Source organism: Paenibacillus sp. HGF5 (assembly GCF_000204455.1).
Taxonomy (GTDB): domain Bacteria; phylum Bacillota; class Bacilli; order Paenibacillales; family Paenibacillaceae; genus Paenibacillus_AQ; species Paenibacillus_AQ lautus_A.
Genome location: NZ_AEXS01000167.1, coordinates 1 through 19,163, shown reverse-complemented (window position 1 = coordinate 19,163; position 19,163 = coordinate 1). Strand labels below are relative to the sequence as shown.

At 52.1% G+C, this 19,163-nt stretch carries 16 protein-coding genes; 12 read left to right on the top strand and 4 right to left on the bottom strand.

Going from position 1 to position 19,163, the window contains the following annotated elements:
• Positions 1 to 10: 10 nt before the first annotated feature.
• From HMPREF9412_RS27390 to HMPREF9412_RS27380, 3 genes are all read right to left on the bottom strand, one after another.
• On the bottom strand, positions 11 to 1,258 hold the full coding sequence (locus HMPREF9412_RS27390) for a glutamate-5-semialdehyde dehydrogenase (protein ID WP_009595203.1): 1,248 nt from the start codon (positions 1,256 to 1,258) through the stop codon (positions 11 to 13).
• 57 nt (positions 1,259 to 1,315) lie between these two features.
• A complete protein-coding gene (gene proB / locus HMPREF9412_RS27385; RefSeq protein WP_036673782.1) occupies positions 1,316 to 2,419 on the bottom strand; it encodes a glutamate 5-kinase in 1,104 nt (367 codons plus the stop codon).
• Between the two features lie 371 nt (positions 2,420 to 2,790).
• Positions 2,791 to 3,984: a pyridoxal phosphate-dependent aminotransferase gene (locus HMPREF9412_RS27380; RefSeq protein WP_009595145.1), complete on the bottom strand. Its 1,194-nt coding sequence runs from the start codon at positions 3,982 to 3,984 to the stop codon at positions 2,791 to 2,793.
• A 256-nt stretch (positions 3,985 to 4,240) separates the two neighbouring features.
• On the opposite strand from HMPREF9412_RS27380, the gene HMPREF9412_RS27375 reads away from it, so the two are divergent.
• Both HMPREF9412_RS27375 and HMPREF9412_RS27370 read left to right on the top strand, forming a co-directional pair.
• Complete coding sequence (locus HMPREF9412_RS27375) at positions 4,241 to 5,053, top strand: carbon-nitrogen family hydrolase (RefSeq protein WP_009595107.1); 813 nt, start codon at positions 4,241 to 4,243, stop codon at positions 5,051 to 5,053.
• A 92-nt stretch (positions 5,054 to 5,145) separates the two neighbouring features.
• Positions 5,146 to 5,331 carry a hypothetical protein gene (locus HMPREF9412_RS27370; protein ID WP_009595149.1) on the top strand — a complete coding sequence of 62 codons (186 nt, stop codon included), beginning with the start codon at positions 5,146 to 5,148 and terminating at the stop codon, positions 5,329 to 5,331.
• A 126-nt stretch (positions 5,332 to 5,457) separates the two neighbouring features.
• Here HMPREF9412_RS27370 and HMPREF9412_RS27365 read toward each other — a convergent pair whose 3' ends face one another.
• The gene (locus HMPREF9412_RS27365) at positions 5,458 to 6,390 is read right to left on the bottom strand and encodes a LysR family transcriptional regulator (protein ID WP_009595130.1); all 933 of its coding nucleotides are present in this window, start codon (positions 6,388 to 6,390) and stop codon (positions 5,458 to 5,460) included.
• 186 nt (positions 6,391 to 6,576) lie between these two features.
• Here HMPREF9412_RS27365 and leuC point away from each other — a divergent pair, with 186 nt between their 5' ends.
• From leuC to HMPREF9412_RS27315, 10 genes are all read left to right on the top strand, one after another.
• The gene (leuC, locus tag HMPREF9412_RS27360; RefSeq protein ID WP_036673780.1) at positions 6,577 to 8,001 is read left to right on the top strand and encodes a 3-isopropylmalate dehydratase large subunit; all 1,425 of its coding nucleotides are present in this window, start codon (positions 6,577 to 6,579) and stop codon (positions 7,999 to 8,001) included.
• A gap of 20 nt (positions 8,002 to 8,021) precedes the next feature.
• On the top strand, positions 8,022 to 8,624 hold the full coding sequence (gene leuD, locus HMPREF9412_RS27355; protein ID WP_009595248.1) for a 3-isopropylmalate dehydratase small subunit: 603 nt from the start codon (positions 8,022 to 8,024) through the stop codon (positions 8,622 to 8,624).
• 235 nt (positions 8,625 to 8,859) lie between these two features.
• Positions 8,860 to 10,296, top strand: a complete 1,437-nt coding sequence (locus HMPREF9412_RS27350; RefSeq protein WP_009595258.1) for an N-acetylmuramoyl-L-alanine amidase family protein — start codon at positions 8,860 to 8,862, stop codon at positions 10,294 to 10,296.
• Positions 10,297 to 10,337: 41 nt separating this feature from the next.
• A complete protein-coding gene (locus HMPREF9412_RS27345; RefSeq protein ID WP_009595172.1) occupies positions 10,338 to 11,033 on the top strand; it encodes a GerMN domain-containing protein in 696 nt (231 codons plus the stop codon).
• Between the two features lie 201 nt (positions 11,034 to 11,234).
• A complete protein-coding gene (locus HMPREF9412_RS27340; RefSeq protein WP_009595265.1) occupies positions 11,235 to 12,620 on the top strand; it encodes an N-acetylmuramoyl-L-alanine amidase family protein in 1,386 nt (461 codons plus the stop codon).
• 38 nt (positions 12,621 to 12,658) lie between these two features.
• Positions 12,659 to 13,261 (top strand): GerMN domain-containing protein, encoded by a 603-nt coding sequence (locus HMPREF9412_RS27335; RefSeq protein ID WP_009595167.1) that lies wholly within the window; start codon positions 12,659 to 12,661, stop codon positions 13,259 to 13,261.
• Positions 13,262 to 13,339: 78 nt separating this feature from the next.
• Positions 13,340 to 16,069, top strand: a complete 2,730-nt coding sequence (locus tag HMPREF9412_RS27330) for an S-layer homology domain-containing protein (RefSeq protein WP_009595113.1) — start codon at positions 13,340 to 13,342, stop codon at positions 16,067 to 16,069.
• An 85-nt stretch (positions 16,070 to 16,154) separates the two neighbouring features.
• Positions 16,155 to 16,826 (top strand): endonuclease III, encoded by a 672-nt coding sequence (gene nth, locus HMPREF9412_RS27325; RefSeq protein ID WP_009595169.1) that lies wholly within the window; start codon positions 16,155 to 16,157, stop codon positions 16,824 to 16,826.
• 258 nt (positions 16,827 to 17,084) lie between these two features.
• Positions 17,085 to 17,366, top strand: a complete 282-nt coding sequence (locus tag HMPREF9412_RS27320) for a hypothetical protein (RefSeq protein ID WP_006209564.1) — start codon at positions 17,085 to 17,087, stop codon at positions 17,364 to 17,366.
• A 202-nt stretch (positions 17,367 to 17,568) separates the two neighbouring features.
• Positions 17,569 to 19,163 (top strand): dynamin family protein (locus HMPREF9412_RS27315; protein ID WP_009595163.1); only part of this gene is annotated, 1,595 nt, incomplete at its 3' end.

Here is a 19,163-nt window from a genome sequence, read left to right as displayed (position 1 = left end):
GATGAATGATTTATTCGCGTATTTGACCACTACCGATAATAACATATTTGGAGGAAGTAAGCGCGGGTAACCCCATAGGTCCCCGGGCATGCAGCTTCTGGGTGCTGATCCCGATCTCGGCGCCGAAGCCGAATTCAAAGCCGTCGGTGAAGCGGGTCGAAGCGTTATGATAGACAGCCGCTGCGTCTACTTCCTGCAGGAAACGCTCCGCATGATCCTCGTTCTCCGTTACGATGCATTCGGAATGCTTCGTGCCATATACCGAAATATGCTCGATGGCCTCATCCAGGCGGTCCACGATTTTAATGTTCAAAATGTAGTCGTTATACTCTGTCGCGTAATCCTCGGACGTTGCGACGGCAGCCCAAGGAATATATTCCAGGGTTCGCTGGCATCCGCGCAGCTCGACATTACGCTCACGGAATGCTTCGGCCAGCGAAGTCAGGTGCGATTTGGCATAATCCGCATGGACGAGCAGGGTTTCCATGGAATTGCAGACCGAAGGGCGCTGCACCTTGGCATTGATGCTGATAGCGGCGGCCATGTCCGGCCGTGCCGATGCGTCCAGGTACGTATGGCATATGCCCGCCCCGGTTTCGATGACCGGCACGGTGGCGTTCATCACGACGTTCTGGATCAGGGAGCTGCCGCCGCGCGGGATGATGACATCCAGCAGTCCGTTCAGTTTCAGCATTTCATCCACGGAGGAGCGGTTCGGGTCCTCGATAAGCTGAAGCGCTTCTTTAAGCAGCGCAGTGCGTTCCATAGCTTCGTGAAGCACTTCGATGATTTTGCGGTTGGAGGAGAGGGCGGATGATCCGCCCCGCAGGACGACCGCATTGCCCGTCTTCAAGCATAGTCCTGCGGCATCGACCGTCACATTGGGACGTGCTTCATATATGATGCCGATCACGCCCAGGGGAACGCGTTTCTTCACGATGTTCAGTCCGTTCGGACGATCGATCGTTTCCAAGGTGTCGCCGATCGGGTCGGGTAGCTCCACGATTTGGCGCAACCCTTCGGCAATGCCCTCGATTCTGGCTTCGTTCAATGCCAGCCGATCCAGCAGGGAAGCAGAGGTGCCAAGCTCTTTCCCGCGCCGAAGATCCTCTTCGTTGGCTTCCATGATATCTGCCGTCCGCTGGATTAGTGCGTCGGCCATGATCAGCAGCGCCTGATTTTTCTCTTCCGTGCTCAATCTGCCAAGACGAAATGCAGCCTGCTTGGCGAGCTGAGCTTTATTGCGTACCTCACTCATGATGATTCCTCCTTCGTATAGGTGATTAAAAGATATAACTTCGGGATGCGATACGGACTATTTTAACGTAATCCATTCATCGCGGTGAATAACCTCGAGCCGATGGATCTCGCCGATAATCCCGATGACTTGGCTGCTCGGCAATCCGAGCACGGCCTGCAGCTGGTCCTCGTCGTAATTGACGATGCCTCTGCCGAGCCTTTCGTTGTCCATATTGACGACTTCCACCACATCGCCTGCATGGAAACTGCCTTCGATCCGTTTAACGCCAACGGGAAGGAGGCTGTGACCTCCGTGGATCAGCGCCTTCTCGGCACCGGGATCGACTACGATCCGACCCAGAGGCGAGGACATAAAGCCGAGCCATTGCTTCTTCACAGGCAGGGCTGACAGGTGAGTGGCAAAATACGTACCTTTGCCGCTGCGCTCCAATGCTTTCACCAGATCGCCGGCCTCGTTGGCTTTGCCGATGAAAACGGGAACGCCGCCGCGGGTGGCGATTTTGGCGGCATCGATTTTCGAGCGCATGCCGCCGGTTCCGACGCTGGAGCCGGCCCCTCCCGCCATGCTGTAAATTTCATCGGTAATGTCATGAATTTCCTCGTATTTTTTGGCATCCGGCGACTTGCGCGGATCGGCCGTGTATAAGCCGTCCGTATCGGTCAGTATGATTAATTGCTGAGCGCGGACAAGGTTGGCGACTAGTGCGGATAACGTATCGTTATCGCCGAATTTCAGCTCGTCAATCGAAACCGTGTCGTTCTCGTTAATGATGGGGATGACGCCTTGCTTCAGAAGCTCCGTAATCGTCATGTTGGCGTTGTTCATGCGTTTGCGGTTCGCAAAGTCCATTCTCGTCAACAGAATCTGGGCCGCTTTCAATTGATGGGAGGCCAGCGCATTCTGGTAGGCCCGCATGAGCAGCGCTTGGCCCAATGCAGCGGATGCTTGCTTCTCATGGAGCAGCTTGGGTCTCGTCTCGTACCCGATCTCCCTAAACCCTGCAGCGACGGCTCCGGAGGTCACGAGGAGAACTTCATGGCCGGCCTCGCGGAGCCCGGCAAGTTCCCCGGCAAAAAACGCGACCGAATCCAGATTAAGTCCGCCTTCGTCTGTCGTTAGGGAGCTGCTTCCAATCTTTACGACGATGCGCGAGAGCATCGTGATCACTTCCTTGTATTTATGATGGTAGGAATGGCTGTTACGAATCCATTTCCCTGAAAATAAAAAAACTTTCGTCCTGTATGAGAAAGGACGAAAGTTGGACTTCCGCGGTACCACCTTTATTGATGAGCGCAGCTCATCCGGCTTTGGCCCTGTAACAGAAGGCGCTGTCCTGGCAAGCCAGGCCGCTCGGGGGTAGGATTCGGAAAGGGGTCACGGCAAATTCTTTCAGCCCATGGAATTTGCTCTCTGATCATCGTGCCGCATGCTTTCGTACTGGTCCCGTCTTTGCGTTTGTTTTTGGAAACTGCATTCGATTGTTATTGCAAGAATAGCACATCGTTTTTGATTTTTCAAAAGGAATTCGGTTAGCCGAACAGGTTCAGCTTGCCAATCCGGTAGGCGGCTTCCCGCATTCGTTCCTCGCTGCTTAACAGGCCGACGCGGACATACCCCTCGCCGTGATCCCCAAAGCCTACGCCAGGTGCGACGGCCACCTTGGCCTCCTCCAGCAGCAGGTCGGCAAAGGTTACCGAGGTGTATCCCTTCGGCACGGGCAGCCAGCTAAAGAAGGAGCCGGCCGGTTTCGGGGCCTGCCACCCGATTTCGGACAGGGCACCGTAGAAGGCATCCCTTCTCGACTGGTAGCGCGACACCAGTTGGTCGACGCAGTCCTGCGACGAGGTGAGAGCCGCTGCCGCAGCCGCTTGGATGCCGCCGAACAGGCTGACATAGATATGGTCCTGCAGCATATTGATCAGCGAGATGATGTTTGGGTTCCCCAAGGCGAAGCCGACGCGCCATCCTGCCATATTGTAGGTTTTGGAGAGGGTGTAGAATTCCACGCCCACCTCCTTGGCGCCTTCCGCTTGCAGGAAGCTGACCGGACGGTCTCCGTCAAAACCGATCGCCCCGTATGCAAAGTCACTGGCTACCACGATCCCGTGTTCGGCGGCGAATGCCACCGTATCCTCGTAGAAGGATAAAGGAGCGACGGCGGATGTCGGGTTGTTCGGGTAATTCAGGAACATCAGCTTCGCTTTTTCCCGGTCTGCAGGCGATATAGCAGTATAGTCGGGGAGGAAGCGGTTATCTGCGGTTAACGGCATGAACTTCATTTGCGCGCGGGCGAGAGCAACGCCTGACCAGTAATCCGGGTAACCCGGGTCCGGGACAAGACAGACATCCCCTGGGTTCAGGAGGATTTGCGGCAGCTGCACCAGCCCGGTTTTTCCCCCGAACAGAATGGCGACTTCCGTTTCCGGATCCAGATCGACGTTATAGTCCTCCTTGTATCGATGCGCGATGGCTTCCTTCAGGAAGGAAAAGCCGGTAAAAGGCGAATATTTGTGAAACTGCGGATTGTCGGCCGCCTCCTTCAGGCTCGATACGATATGAGGCGGCGTGGGCTGATCGGGATTTCCCTGCCCGAGATTGATTACATCATGCCCTTGAGACACTTGGCGGTTTACCTTGGAGACCAGGGTCGCGAAAAATTGCGTAGGCAGCTGGGCCATGATCTCGGCCGGCTCTATGTGGAAAACGTCTGGCTTTTTGTTCATTGCAGGTTCATCACTCCGTTATCTGATTACACTCTAAATACGTCTATAATGGAAAACAATTAGGATTAATTTAACACGATTTATCAGGGGTGTATAGAGGGAAATGGGGCTAGGGTGTTGCAGCAGCGGCGCTGGAGAGGCTATGATGATGACATATAAGAGAAGGTTGAACCCCGGAAGAAGAAGCAGGCACATGCATTTCATGATCGCATGGAGACCGCCCCTGGATTCAACTCAAACAACGGGAGGCTGCAAGATGACTGGAGAAGCAAAGGCTCAGCTTCATATCGCACTTATTCAAGCTGATATTGAAATAGGCAACGTCCAGGCCAACGTGGATAACATGCTCGGCATGATGGAGAAGGCGGCAGCGGCGAACCATAAGCCGGACGTGATCGTGCTGCCGGAGATGTGGAACACCGGATATGCGCTGGACCGGATCCATGAGCTCGCCGACCCTATGGGACAAGAAACCTCTTCGATGCTGAGCGAGTTTGCTCGAAAGCACCGCATCCAAGTCGTTGGCGGTTCCGTAGCCGAACGGATCGAAGACCGGATTTATAACAGCATGTACGTCTTTAACCGGAACGGGGAGCAGATCGCCAAATATTCCAAAATCCATTTGTTCCGCCTGATGGACGAAGAGAAGTTCCTGGAAGCCGGACAGCAGACCGTAACCTTTGATCTGGAAGAAATGAAGGCGGGCGCGTCGATCTGTTACGATATCCGGTTCCCGGAATTGTCCCGCACCCTCGCGCTTGGCGGCGCTCAAGTGCTGTTCGTGCCTGCGGAATGGCCCCATCCGAGGCTGCATCATTGGAGAACGCTGCTCCTCGCCAGGGCGATCGAGAACCAAATGTATGTCGTAGCCTGCAATCGCGTAGGAACCAGCGGCGAAACGGACTTTTTCGGCCATTCCATGATCATTGACCCATGGGGCGAGATCATCGCCGAAGGGGATGAGCGGGAAACGATCGTGACAGGCACGCTGGATTGCAAGCTCACGGATGAAGTGAGAGGACGCATACCGGTTTTTGAGGACCGTCGGCCACATTTGTATTTCCAATAGAACGCGTAGGATCCAAACCTCCAAATATGAAGTTTCATCTGGGCAGCGGCGGGTATACTATGGGTAATCCGTCTGAGAGGAGGCTTTGAATCATGGCAGAGAACAACCAATTCGACAGCCGAAACAATGAACAGGAACAAGAACAGAAAGAGCAGTTCCGCAATTTTGTTGAGAGCGTAGCCGGAGGCGGGAACGGGAAAAACGAATCGATTCAGGATCAGTCCCGTACCGCGGACGAACAGAACCGAATGATCGACCAGCATAATTTGCGCAAATAGGGTTCGGTTTATGATGAACATGGGTAATATTTTGGCTTCCAGGTGAAAAAGAGGCACAGCCGTTGTCATTCGACGATGGCTGTGCCTCTTTGCTCTTTATTCGTATTAAACGGCATTCATTTGCGTTTATTTATCCTGAACGCCTTCTACCACAAGCTTGTCCATGACCTGCTTGAACGTGTCGATGAACGCATCCGCCGCTTTGGACAAATACCGGCCGTTTCGGTAAGCGACGACCAGCGTGCGGCTCGGCACCGGATCCGCGAGCGGCAGATACACCGGAATAAACTCGCTGCGTTTCGCACGGGCAATGAACCGGGGAACCAGCGTGATCCCCATCCCGGTAGCGACCAAAGACTGGAGGGTCTCGATGTTGCTGCTCTCGAATACAACGTTCGGCTCGAAGCCGGCCTCCCGGCATATATCGAAGGTAAGCTTCCGGAAGCCCTGACCCTTCTTGAGCACGACAAACGCTTCGTTTCGGATTTCGTCGATCGTAATGGGGCGTATGGGATCGGAGGCCGCCCGCAGCGCAAGCGGGTGCTGGGGAGGAACTGCCAAATCGATCATTTCCTCGCCGATCGGAATCCAGGACAAGGACGGCTCCGCCAAGGGCAGCGCAAGCAGGCTAAGATCCGCCTTGCCGCTGGCCGTCAGCTTCTCCAGATTCATGGAGGAGTCCTCCAAAAGGGTGATTTCGATATCCGGATATCCTTTTTTGAAAGCAGGCAAAACTCGGGGCAGCAGATGAGAGCCGGTTATCGGCATGCTGCCCACGACGACTTTCCCCTTCCGTAGCTGGGAGATGTCCGACATCTCCTGTTTCAGCTGCTCGACGGCGTCCATGATCTTCTGCGCATGCTCGACAAAGCTGGCACCGGCATGGGTAAGCTCGACGTTGCTCGTATTGCGCTGGAACAGCAGCACCCCGAGTTCTTTCTCGAGTTTGGAGAGCTGCTGGCTCAGGGAAGGCTGGGCGATATGAAGCTTCTCCGCGGCGCGCGAAAAGTTTTTGTCCGCCGCGATTTGCAGCGTATATTGCAGTTGTCTCAGTTCCATGTAAGCATCACTCCGTTATAGCTGAATCCTATTACATCTATAGATATTATATCTTGGAACAATGAAGAAGGAAATGATATATTACTATCAACGTAAAGATGATGCGTTGTAGGCCTTCCCTATAGGGATAAGGGACACACAAGCAATTATCTTCTCATGGACGTAAAGAACAATGGGGTGATTATGATGAGTAAGAAGACAATGTTCGAAAAAATTTGGGATAACCACGTGATTCATCAGGAAGAAGGCAAGCCGGGTATTCTGTATATCGACCTGCATTTGGTCCACGAGGTGACTTCCCCTCAAGCCTTCGAAGGTCTGCGTCTCAGCGGCCGCAAAGTGCGCCGCCCGGAACTTACCTTCGCCACGATGGATCACAACGTACCAACGAAAGACCGTTATAACATCACGGATCCGATTTCGAAGCAGCAAATCGACACCCTGACCAAGAACTGTCAGGATTTTGGCGTTACCCTGTATGATCTGGACACGATTGACCAAGGCGTAGTGCACGTTATGGGTCCTGAGCTTGGCTTGACGCATCCCGGCAAAACGATTGTGTGCGGCGACAGCCACACATCCACTCACGGCGCATTCGGTGCGCTGGCGTTCGGTATCGGTACGAGCGAGGTTGAGCACGTCCTGGCAACCCAATGTTTGCAGCAGGCTAAAGCGAAAACCATGGAAGTTCGTTTTGTCGGCCGCCGCAATCCCGGCGTAACGGCGAAGGACATGATCCTTGGCGTTATTGCGAAGTACGGAACCGATTTTGCAACAGGCTATGTTATCGAATATACGGGCGAAGCCATCCGCGAGTTGTCGATGGAAGAGCGCATGACGGTGTGCAACATGTCCATTGAAGGCGGAGCCAGAGCGGGCATGATCGCTCCGGATGAAACGACGTTTGAATATTTGCGCGGACGTCAATATGTTCCGCAGGGCGAAGCTTTTGATGCCGCTGTAGCAGCTTGGAAAGAGCTTGTGACAGACGAAGGCGCCGAGTTCGACGTGGTCGTTGAATTCGACGTGGAAACGCTGATCCCTCAAGTAACCTGGGGAACGAGCCCGGGAATGGGCACCGACATTTCCTCGACGGTTCCTAACCCTGCAGACTTCAAGACCGAGAACGAGCGCAAGGCAGCGGAGAAGGCGCTGGAATATATGGCGCTTGTGCCAGGGACTCCAATATCCGAGATTCCGATCGATTATGTCTTCATCGGTTCTTGCACGAATGGACGGATCGAGGATTTGCGGGCAGCAGCCGCTGTAGCGAAGGGACATAAAGTGTCCAGCAATGTGACCGCCATCGTCGTTCCGGGATCGGGCCGAGTGAAGATTCAGGCCGAAAAAGAAGGGCTCGACAAAATTTTCGTTGAGGCAGGTTTCGAATGGCGCGAAGCAGGCTGCAGTATGTGCCTTGCGATGAATCCGGATGTACTGAAGCCTGGACAGCGCTGCGCTTCCACATCCAACCGGAACTTCGAAGGTCGCCAGGGCCGCGGGGGCAGAACGCATCTCGTATCGCCGGCAATGGCAGCGGCAGCTGCGGTTAAAGGACGCTTCGTGGATGTACGTGATTGGAACTTTGCAGCCGAAGAAGTTGTGAGCTAAGAAGGACGGAGGAGAAGTTTATGCAAGCATTTACGAAATTAAACGGTATTGTCGCACCTGTCGACCGGGTGAATGTAGATACGGACGCAATTATTCCTAAACAGTTTTTGAAACGGATTGAACGCACGGGATTTGGACAGTTTCTGTTTTACGAGTGGCGGTTTGATGAAGAGGGAGGCAATATCGACAGCTTCTCGTTGAACCAGCCCCGCTACCAGGGTTCGACCATCCTGATCTCCCGTGCCAACTTTGGCTGCGGATCTTCCCGCGAGCATGCGCCTTGGGCGATTCTCGACTACGGATTCCGCGTGGTCATCGCTCCATCGTTTGCTGATATTTTCTACAATAACTGCTTCAAGAACGGAATTCTGCCGATCAAATTGTCGGAGGAGCAGGTCGAAGAGCTGTTCCAGCGGACGGAAGCGAACGAAGGCTATAAACTGAACGTGGATCTGGAGAACAAAACGATTACCGATGATCAGGGATTGCACATCGACTTCGACCTCGACGAGCACCGTCGTCAATTCCTGCTTCAAGGATTGGACGATATCGGGTTGACGCTGCAGCATGAAAGTGCAATCGATGCTTACGAGAAAAAACATGGGGAGCGCTTGTTCGCCTAATTTCGCAATCAGGCTTCAAATGGTTACAAGATTATTAAACTTCCATTTCCTGTGTAGGAAATGGAAGTTTTTTTTGGTATTATGGAATTAATATGCAGCGGCAGCCACGATGGATCAACGTTTGATGTCAGTATTTGTCCGGAAGCATGCATACGGGAATACTGATTTACATAGTTTAAGTTTTTTTGCTAGATTTGCTTTTCAAATTCAATCATGGGATGATCGAGGTGGATTCATGAAGAAGTTAGGGTTTGTAATGGTGTTGATAGTCTTCTTGCTGGCGTTTCCGAAGAGCGGCGAGGCCAGTTCTTCAAGTGCGGCCATATTTCTTGACGGGGAACCATTGAATTTGTCTTCGGGCGTCCAGGTAGCCAACATGAAGGGCAATGTAATGATTCCGATACGCGTGGTATCCGAGAATCTCGGTTTCAAGGTAGGCTGGGAGAAGGCCAGCCAAACCGTAACGGTTGAAAATAGCGAGAAGACGGTCCGCATGGTGGTCGGCAGCCAGCAGGCAGAGCTGAACGGGGCACAGGTAGATTTGAATTTGGCGCCTGTCTTGAACGGGCCTACCACGCTTGTGCCGCTCCGGTTTGTGAGCGAGCAGATGGGGCTTGACGTGAAATGGGATAACCAATCGAAGGCTGTGTACCTTACAAGCGGCGCGCTGCCTACCACCGGAGCCGAGATTGATCCAGGTGAAGGAAGCAATCCGGGCAGTCAGACGCCCCCGCCTGCGGAATCTGGAAATAAGGGTTCATTGACGGGGCTCAGCTTTAGCGATAACCGTCTCATGATTGCAACGGAAGGCGCCGTGACGCCGAAAGTGTTCAGCATGACGGGGCCTGACCGGATTGTTATCGACCTTCCGGACACCGTCTACTCTGCTTCCTTCCTGAGCGGACATGCCGTGAACGCGCAGAATGGCGGCAATATGGAAGCTGCGGATTATTCCGACGTTACGAATATTAGATATGCCGTGTTCAGCGACAACCCGCCAACCGTGCGGATCGTATTGGATTTGACTGGACCTAAGAATTATGCGGTGGCCCAGGAATCGGGCATCATCATCGTTGATCTGAACGCAGAGGGCGAAATTCTCGTACCGCCGGTGCCGCCGGTTACCGGGAATGGCAAGAAAACGGTTGTCATTGATCCCGGTCACGGTGGTATCAAGCCGGGGTCGATCAGCCTTACGGGAAAAACGGAGAAATCTTTTAATTTGGATATTTCCCTTAAGGTTGAAGCACTGCTCAAAAATGAAAAGAATATCAATGTAGTGATGACTCGCAGCGATGATTCACATCTTGAGCTCAGCGATCGCGTGAAAATCGCAAATAATTTAAAAGCAGATATTTTTGTGTCCATTCATGGAAACAGCAACGCGTCCAGCAGTCCCAGCGGTACGGAAACGTATTATACGAGAGATTCCAGCAAGTCATTGGCGGATGTGATCCATAAACATCTTGCAAAAGCGACAGGTCTCAAAGATCGTGGAGTTAAATACGGTAGCCTTCATGTTACGAGGGAAACGACGATGCCGGCTGTCCTGCTCGAGATTGGCTTTTTGAGCAACAAGGGTGACGAAGCCCAGTTGTTTAAAGACGATTTCCAAAATCGTGTTGCACAAGGTATTGTAGAGGGTATTAAAGAATATCTTAAAGTACAATAATGTGTACAAGATTTGATGTAACTTAGAGGGGGACACAAGCCATGAACAAAAAATATTGGATGACCGGATTGCTGGCGCTTCTGCTTGCATTTAGTGCCGGCTGTGGACAGAAGCCGACTGCAGCCCCCGCCGAGACGGGTCCGGATACAGAAGCAGGACAAGTACAGACGCCGCAGGACGAACCGGGCGATGACAAGGCGGCGGATGATCAGAAGCAAGGCGAAGCCGAAGCGACTACCGTGAACGCGAGCGAAGGAACAAGCACGCCGCCGGAGAAAACAGCCGCTGGAAGTACAGGTACGCCAGTGGATACGAAGGACGTGAACGCTGCGGAGGATCAAGCGAAGAAAGCGAATATTAAACTCTATTATACGGACCCGGAGATCATGGATTTGAAAGAAGTCAGCAAAGAGATCACGTACTCGGGCGAAGAGGATAAATATAAGAAGGCTTTTGAAGGTCTTCAAAAGAGCGGAGATGCCGAGTTGAATCCATTATGGTCGGATAAAATCACGCTCAAGTCACTTAAGTTCGATAACGGAGCATTAACGCTGGATATCACCAAGCCGGCAGAGGCGAATCTTGGAGCTGGAGGGGAAATGTTTGCGATTGACGCATTGCAAAAAACATTCTTCCAGTTCGAGGAAGTGCAGTCCTTGGAATTGCTTGTAGACGGCAATCAGATTGAGAGTTTAATGGGGCATGTTGAGCTGGAGCATCCTATGACTCGGAAATAGAACAAAAGAACTACTTTTGAATTTCATATGAAGGACTAAACACCTATTTCGTTTGTCGAAATAGGTGTTTTTTTGGTAAATAGGGAACAATTTCGCAACTTTCAGTGAGTCTAAGCGTCTATAGGTTGTCAGGTAATGTCGGACAGGCCGAGTGCAGAAACGCCAATCTATGGCAAAATAATAGGATGGTAGGGGTGAAGGATGAAGAAGTTCGGTTTTTTAATGTTTCTGGTTGTCATCATGATTGCGTTTCCTAAAATGGCGGATGCGAGTTCGTACAGCGCAAGGATTTACCTGGATGGTCAACAAATCAATCTGTCATCTGGCGTGAAGGTGGAGAACAACAACGGTACCGTCATGGTCCCGATTCGTGTCATTTCCGAAAATCTCGGTTTTAACGTGAATTGGAACAAGGCAGCAAAGACGGTAACGGTTGAAGACGCCTGGCAGAAAGTGACGATGGTGATCGGAAGTCAGTATGCCGACATAAACGGCCAGCGTGTTCTAATGACGAAGGCGCCTGTTCTTCGAGGCGGAACGACCCTCGTTCCGATTCGCTTTGTAAGTGAGCAGATGGGCCTTCAAGTAAGATGGGATAACACGCAGAAGGCAGTCTATCTTACCTCGTCTTACGATGGTAGTAACCCTGGCGAAGAATCCGGCGTCGCTACGTCGACCGTGGACGGTCTCAGCTTCAGCGAAAACAGGCTGATGGTCGCCGTTACGGGCAATGCGAAGCCGAAGGTGTCGAAGCTCAGCAGTCCGGACCGTATCGTCATTGATATGGCGAACACGAATTTCTCCGAGACGTTCAGCAGCAACGCCGATTTCGATGACGTGACGAAGAGCGGCCAGATGACGGTGTCGGGTTACCCGGACGTCAAAGCCGTCCGTTACTCCCTGTATAACAGCAACCCGATGACCGTGCGGATCGTCATTGATCTGAACTATGCCAAGAACTACACCGTATCAGGCCTTGAGAACGGATCGGGCCTGTTCATTGTGGATCTGAACACGACCTCTAACCCTGCGCCGGAACCCGGTACGGGCGGAAAGAAACTCGTGGTCATTGATGCGGGTCATGGAGATCATGATCCGGGAGCAATCGGGGTAACGAAGAAGAGGGAGAAGGATTTCAACCTCGCGATGGCGCTGAAAGTTGAGAAGTTGTTGGCCAAAGAAAAAAATATCGAAGTCGTTTTGACTCGCAGTAACGATACTTTTCTCGAGCTGAAGGATCGCGCGAAGATTGCGAATGATCTGAAGGCTGATGTTTTCATATCGATACATGCTAATAGCGGCCCTTCCACTGCAAGCGGAACCGAAACGTATTATTACAATGAATCTGACAAGGCGCTGGCGAATGCCCTTCATAAAGAGATTGTGAAGGCTATGGGCTTAAAAGACCGCGGCGTGAGATACGGCAATTTCCATGTCATTCGCGAGACCAAGATGCCTGGCGCCCTGCTGGAAGTCGGGTTCCTGAGCAACAAGACCGATGAGAGCAAGCTGTTTGATCCGGCAACGCAGGATCGGGTAGCCGAGGCAATTGTCAGAGGCATCAAAAATTATTTGAAGGTTGATTAACGATACGACAGTGATCGTGATTGCAGGAGGTGGCTATTTTGAATAAAAAAATTTGGGCAGTCGGACTATTGGCAGCCGTTATGCTGATTGGTGCCGGTTGCGGGCAGAAACCCGGAGCAGCACCGGACGATACGCCGGGGCAAGAGACACCTGCACCTGATGATCAGACAGGACAGAGCAATGGGGGAACATCGAACGGATCCGGTGGCACGTCAACAGGGAACGGCGGCAATGAAGCGACAGCGCCGGAAGCCAAAACGGAGAGCATCAAAGCCTATTATACGGACCCGGATTTGATGGAGCTGGTTGAAGGCTCAGCAGAGATTTCGTATAAGGATGATCAGGAAAAATACGAAGCTGCATATCAAGCATTGCAAAAGAGCGATAAGGCCGATATGGTTCCCCTGTGGGAGAAAATCGGGCTGAATTCGTTAAAGTTCGAAAACGGCGCTCTGACGCTCGACGTGACGGTCCCTGACGAAGCCAACTTGGGTGCAGGCGGCGAGTCGTTTGCCGTCGATGCCATCAAGAAAACGTTCTTCCAGTTTGACGAAGTAAAATCACTTCAAATTCTGGTCGATGGTCAGCAGACCGAATCGTTGATGGGGCATGTCGATTTGGAAAATCCAATGACTCGGTAATGATGGTTGAAGGAGATCACGATCTGCTGTCGAATATTAGTATATGATGAAGCAGTAGTAATTGAGAGGGGAAAGAAAATGGTACTTAGACACAGCAAACATGTTCATTCCAAAAAAGTGGTCTCCGCCGTCATGGCCGGACTTATAGCATTCGGAGGCGGAGCTTCGATCGTCTCGGCAGATGAAGAAGCAGCAAATGCGACAACGGCAAATGCACCCCAAACGGCCATTAACGTATTCAGCGACGTGAATGCCGGTTATTGGGGAGAAAAGTACATTTATCAATTAGCAGCACAGGGGATCGTGACCGGGAATAACGGAAAGTTTCGTCCGAACGATCCTGTAACGCAGCAGGAAGCTGTAACGATGGCGATCCGGTTCTTAAGCATGCAGGATCAATTAAGCAGCGGCGCTGCGACATTACCGACAAATGTTAAAGTGAACGATTATTTTACGAAGTATGTTGAACTGGCTTTTCAGCAAAACCTGCTCGACAAGCAAAAAGAATCCGGATACACGGACGAGAAAGTCATTTGGGGCGCGCAGAAAGCATCCCGGGAATGGATAACCGAAGTGCTTGTCCGTTCCATTGGACGTACCGCGGAGGCCAATGCCGCCAAAAATAAAGCGACAGGCTTTGCGGACAACGCCAAGATATCCCCGGAACGTTTGGGATACGTTAATGTGGCGGTTGAGCTGGGCCTTGCCAAAGGCGTGAACGGAAACAAATTCGATCCGCAAGGGGCGGTTACCCGTGCCCAGCTTGCAACGTTCTTCAGCCGGGCTCAAGCGTACATTACCACGAATTACGAGAACCAATACAAAGGCTCCATCGCTTCGATTGAGAACGGCAAACTGGAGCTGTATGCCGACGGCAAGCTGAATTCATTCAAGCTGGATTCTTCCACAGCTTATTTTGCGTCCGATTCGGAGAAAAGATTGCAGTTTTCGGACATCAATCCATACACGCAAGCGGTGGTCGTCGCGAATAACGGAACGGCTGCTTACGTGGAAATTACGGATCCATCCCAGCAGGTGGAGCGGTTTGACCGCACGTATGCCCGTTTGTCTCCGAACAACGTGATTTGGCTTGATACAGGCAGTACATTTGAAGAGCTGAGTTACGAGCCAAGCACGGTTTTCCTCGACCAGAACGGCATCCAAATCGATCCGAAGACGCTTGCTGCGGGCAGCTTGCTTACCATTGAGCGCGAAACCTACAGCCCGCAGAAGAAAATCGTGTCGATCCGCGTGAAGAGCGGCTTGGTGAACAAGACCGGAGCGGGCGTCGTCCAAAACGTGGATACGGCGAACAAAAGAGTAACCCTTAAGGACAGCACCGGTTATGAGGACACGTACACGTGGGATGATGCTACCGTCATTCGCTATCAGAATCAAATTCTGTCTCCGGCGGAGCTGAAGAATGGTTATACCGTGAATTTCACGGTAAAAAACAGCATTCTTCAATCGGTGGAAGTCACGCAAAGCGTCGACCGTACGGTACAGGCGATGCTGTATTCAGTTGAAGAAAACGGAAAAACCATCACGTATAAGCGCAGCGGAAGCACGCAGCTCGAAACGAAGTTTCTGGCGGAGAAGCCGGAAATTATTATGAGTGGCGTGGCGAAGCCCGTCTTGTCCGATTTGCTCGCGGACGCCGTATCCGGCGATCAAGTGACGCTGACCATCAATGGCGAGGAAAAAATCACGAAGATCGAAGTAACGGGCCGTCAAATGGAACAGCTGGATGCCGTCACTATTGTCAATTACGATGCGAAGACGCACTGGCTGACCGTCAAGGATGTTAACAATCAGCCTCGCGTCATCATCCTGGATGATAAGACGAAGCTGGAATCGAGCAACGGAACAACGCTGGATAAAGTGGAGCCGCTGCTTGGAGCAGGACGCAAGGTCAGCGTATCGCTCATTGGTACCCGAGCACTTTCACTGGAAGTGGTTTATAAAGTTGAAGGTAAAATCAGCAGCATTAACACAGCCAAGAAAGTGATATCGATTGTGGCCGCCAACGGAAAAGTAGAGGAAATTCCATACAACAGCACGCTGCTTGTAGAAATCTTCGGCAAATCGAACGCTTCCCTGGCGGATGTGCGTGCCGGCGACGAGGTTTCGGCGCAGCTGTCGACCAACCAGGACTACTTGCAGAGCCTGAAGCTTAAGACATCCGCGCAGTTCGAAGTCGTATTCACCGAACCGACGAAAAACCGCATTCGAGTGAAAGCGAATGGCGCTACAAGCGATATTTATACGGACAAAGCAACATTGACCGGCGATAGCGGACAAGCGATCCTGCTTGCAGACCTGCGTCCCGGAACTCTCGTTAATATTACGCTTCAAGGCTTAACGGCTGTTTCGGTTGCCGAAGTCAAATTGACGCTTGGCGAAGTCACCAGCTTGGATGCTTCGGGCAATGTATTGACCGTGAAAGATCATTCGGGCAACAGCCAGACCCTAGGCGTAAGCAGCGGCGTCAAGGTCGTCAAGAATGGTTCGACGGCTTCGAACTTAAGCACGTTGACGCAGGGAGATCGCGTTGAGATTCGAAAAGACATTCAAGGCGTAACGATCATCCAAGTGCTGGAGAAGATCGAGCGTGCGTTCTGGCAGGCGAACAACACCGAAATTCAAGTGAAACGCAAATCGATTAACGATAATTACCGATTTACGTTATCCGATAAAGTATTTGTTCATCAAGGTGACACTACTTTGTCCGTGCAATCCCTTAAGGAAAATGATAATATTGTACTGTACTTAAACAACGGTGTCGTTGTTGAGATCGTAAAACAGTAAATTATCGACCTGGGATTGCTCGAGAAACACCGTCTTGATGCGGGGATTTCCGCATCAAGATTTTTTTTTGCGGGAGGGAATTCATATGAATGCGGCAACGGTACGGCATATTTTGGACACGATGGAGAGCATGTTTCCGGATGCACATTGCGAACTGAATCACAGCAATGCGTTTGAGCTGACCATCGCCGTGCTGCTGTCTGCCCAGTGCACGGATGAAACGGTTAATAAAGTAACAAAGGATCTGTTTCAGAAATACAAAACGCCTTTGGATTACGTATCGGTACCGATCGAGGAGCTTGAGCAGGATATCAGACGGATCGGGTTATACCGGAACAAGGCCAAGCATATTCAGAACTTGTGCAGGATTCTGATCGAACAGTATGGCGGGGAAGTACCGGAAGCTCATGACGAGCTCGTCAAATTACCCGGGGTTGGACGCAAGACGGCCAATGTCGTCGTTTCCAACGCCTTTGGCGTGCCTGCCATTGCGGTGGATACGCATGTGGAGCGGGTATCCAAACGGCTCGGACTGGCTGCTTGGAAAGATTCCGTGCTGGAAGTGGAGAAAAAGCTGATGAAGCGGGTGCCGCGTGAAGAATGGACGATGACGCATCATCGGATCATTTTTTTCGGAAGGTACCACTGTAAAGCTCAAAATCCGCAATGCCCGGTATGCCCGCTGCTGGATGTTTGCCGCGAAGGAAAGAAACGTATGAAAACCTTAGCAGTCAGGAAGAATAAGGAACAACCGTAACACCAGCAAGAAACAGACAAAAAAAGAAACGGTTCATCTGATTCGGGAGAACACCGGACTTTGACAGCCGGCGAATGGGCATTATTGCAAGCAAGCCAGCGCGCTTGCCTTTGTCTCCGGATTTCTATTTCGGCCGCATGGGCGAATGGAAATCTGGAAACAATTGTGACCGAATTGAAATGCCGGATATTCGCAAGGTGAAAAAGGAATGCACCCCGGATCAGCAGGAGCTAAATTTAAAAGAGGATGGGATTACACATGAAATGCATCTCTGTTTACACCGACAATTTTGAATTGTTCTCGGATATTTTTGAACATGTGGTGGAGAGCCAGAGCCAACTGAGCGAGAATGAAGAGCAGGAAGTGGAAGGCGTGACGTTCAGCCACTCCGGGGATGCTCCCGAGCATTACTTGGAGCGCATGTCTCAGAAGCCGGAAGTGGTTGTGATGCGCGATAAGTCTCGCGGTTTAACCATTTTGCAGCACGGAAACGTGTTCGAAATTTTGATTCCGGCCGAAGAGAACACCGTCGTATCTTAAGTTCTTCAAATTTGATGTTTTAAAAAATGAGATGTTGAACCCATGGCAGGCAAGGAAGCGATTCTTCCTTGACCTGCCATTTTGCATAGAGCGGGGCAAACGGCGAACATGAAATGATTCCTTTACGGCGCAAGCGGTGATAAAATAAAATGATGTGAACAGATGGTGTCAGAGATGAGAGATCAATGGACAGGAGCGAGAAATGACATTGAAGTTGATGACAGATGAAATCGGATACAGCATGACGGAATTAAATAGAGTCCGGGACCGTTTTTTGGACTGGAATGACGAGTCTTCCTCCGCATTGACCGAGGATTTGATACGCAAGGGTACTGGCGGCGAGCTGACGCTTGCCTTCTGCGGTCATTTTTCAGCTGGGAAGTCAAGCATGATCAATGCGCTTTGCGGCAAAAAGGTGCTGCCCTCGGGTCCGGTACCGACGAGTGCCAATGTGGTCACGATTCGAAGCGGGGAGCCCCGGGCATTAATTCACCGGACTGTCGCGGACCATGGGGAGCCGATCAAGGTAACGATCGACGAACTCGCGGAATACTGCAAGGAGGGCCGGGAGTATTCCGCGATTGAAGTGTGGGATGACGTGCCGCTGCTTGGCGCGGACGGAGTGTTGATGGATACCCCCGGCGTCGATTCGACCGACGACGGGCATCGGCTTGCCACCCATTCCGCACTGCATATGGCGGACATCGTGTTTTACGTCATGGATTACAATCATGTGCAGTCGGAGAGCAATCTGATGTTTGCCAAGAGCCTGTCGGATTGGGGGAAGCCGCTCTATTTGATCGTGAATCAGATCGACAAGCATCGTGATGACGAGCTGACGCTGTCTTCTTACCTGAACGACGTCAAGAAGGCGTTCGCCCAGTGGAAGATCACGTACAAAGGGTTGTTATGCACCTCGCTTAAAGTACAGGACCATCCCTATAATCAATGGGAGACGCTGAAGTCTTTGATCGCCGAACTGATATCCCGGAAGGAGCCGCTGCTGCGCCATAGCGTTTCCTGCTCCATTCGTCATGCTGCGGATCAGCATGTGGAAGCCTATACCCGCAGTCATCAGGATGAGAAGGAACGGCTGCTGGAGGAAATGGGCGGCGAGGAGGCTGCAGCGGCGCTGCAAGCACGCTTGCATGAGCTGGAAGAACAAAAAAGAACCGTAGCGGGGCTGCCGGAATCGATTCGCGCAGAACTCCGAAAGGAAGCCGATAAGCTGCTGGCCAATGCCAATCTAACGCCGGCGGATGTTCGGGATTTAAGCCTGTCCTTCCTGGAGAGCCGAAAATCCGGCTTTAAGGTCGGGTTCCTCTTCTCGGGCGGCAAGACGGAGGAAGAGCGCCGTCGCCGTCTAGAGGCCTTCCATCATCGTTTGGAGGAACAGACCTCTTCGCAGGTTGACTGGCATCTGCGTTCGCTGTTCCGCAATAGCGTCGAGCAGCATGCGGAATGGAATGCCGAATGGGAACGTTTGATGGACGCCGAACTTCCGGGCGTGCGGGAAGATATGATTACGCGAACCGTGAATCCGGAAGCAACGGTGTCGGGCGAATATGTATTGAACTATAACCGGGAGCTGGCCGAGGAAATCAAGGGCAGCTACCGCATGGCCGTGTTGGTGCTTGCCGATCGGCTGAAGGCGGCATTGACGGACGCTGCGGCCGTCCGTCTGCAGGAGCTGGAGCGCCAGGGCGCCGAGCTCCTGGCGCAATCCGCGGCTTCCGCCAGCTACGCAGCCCTGCAGCAGGCGGAAGCCGCCCGCGCGGCCGAGCTGGCAGAGCTGCT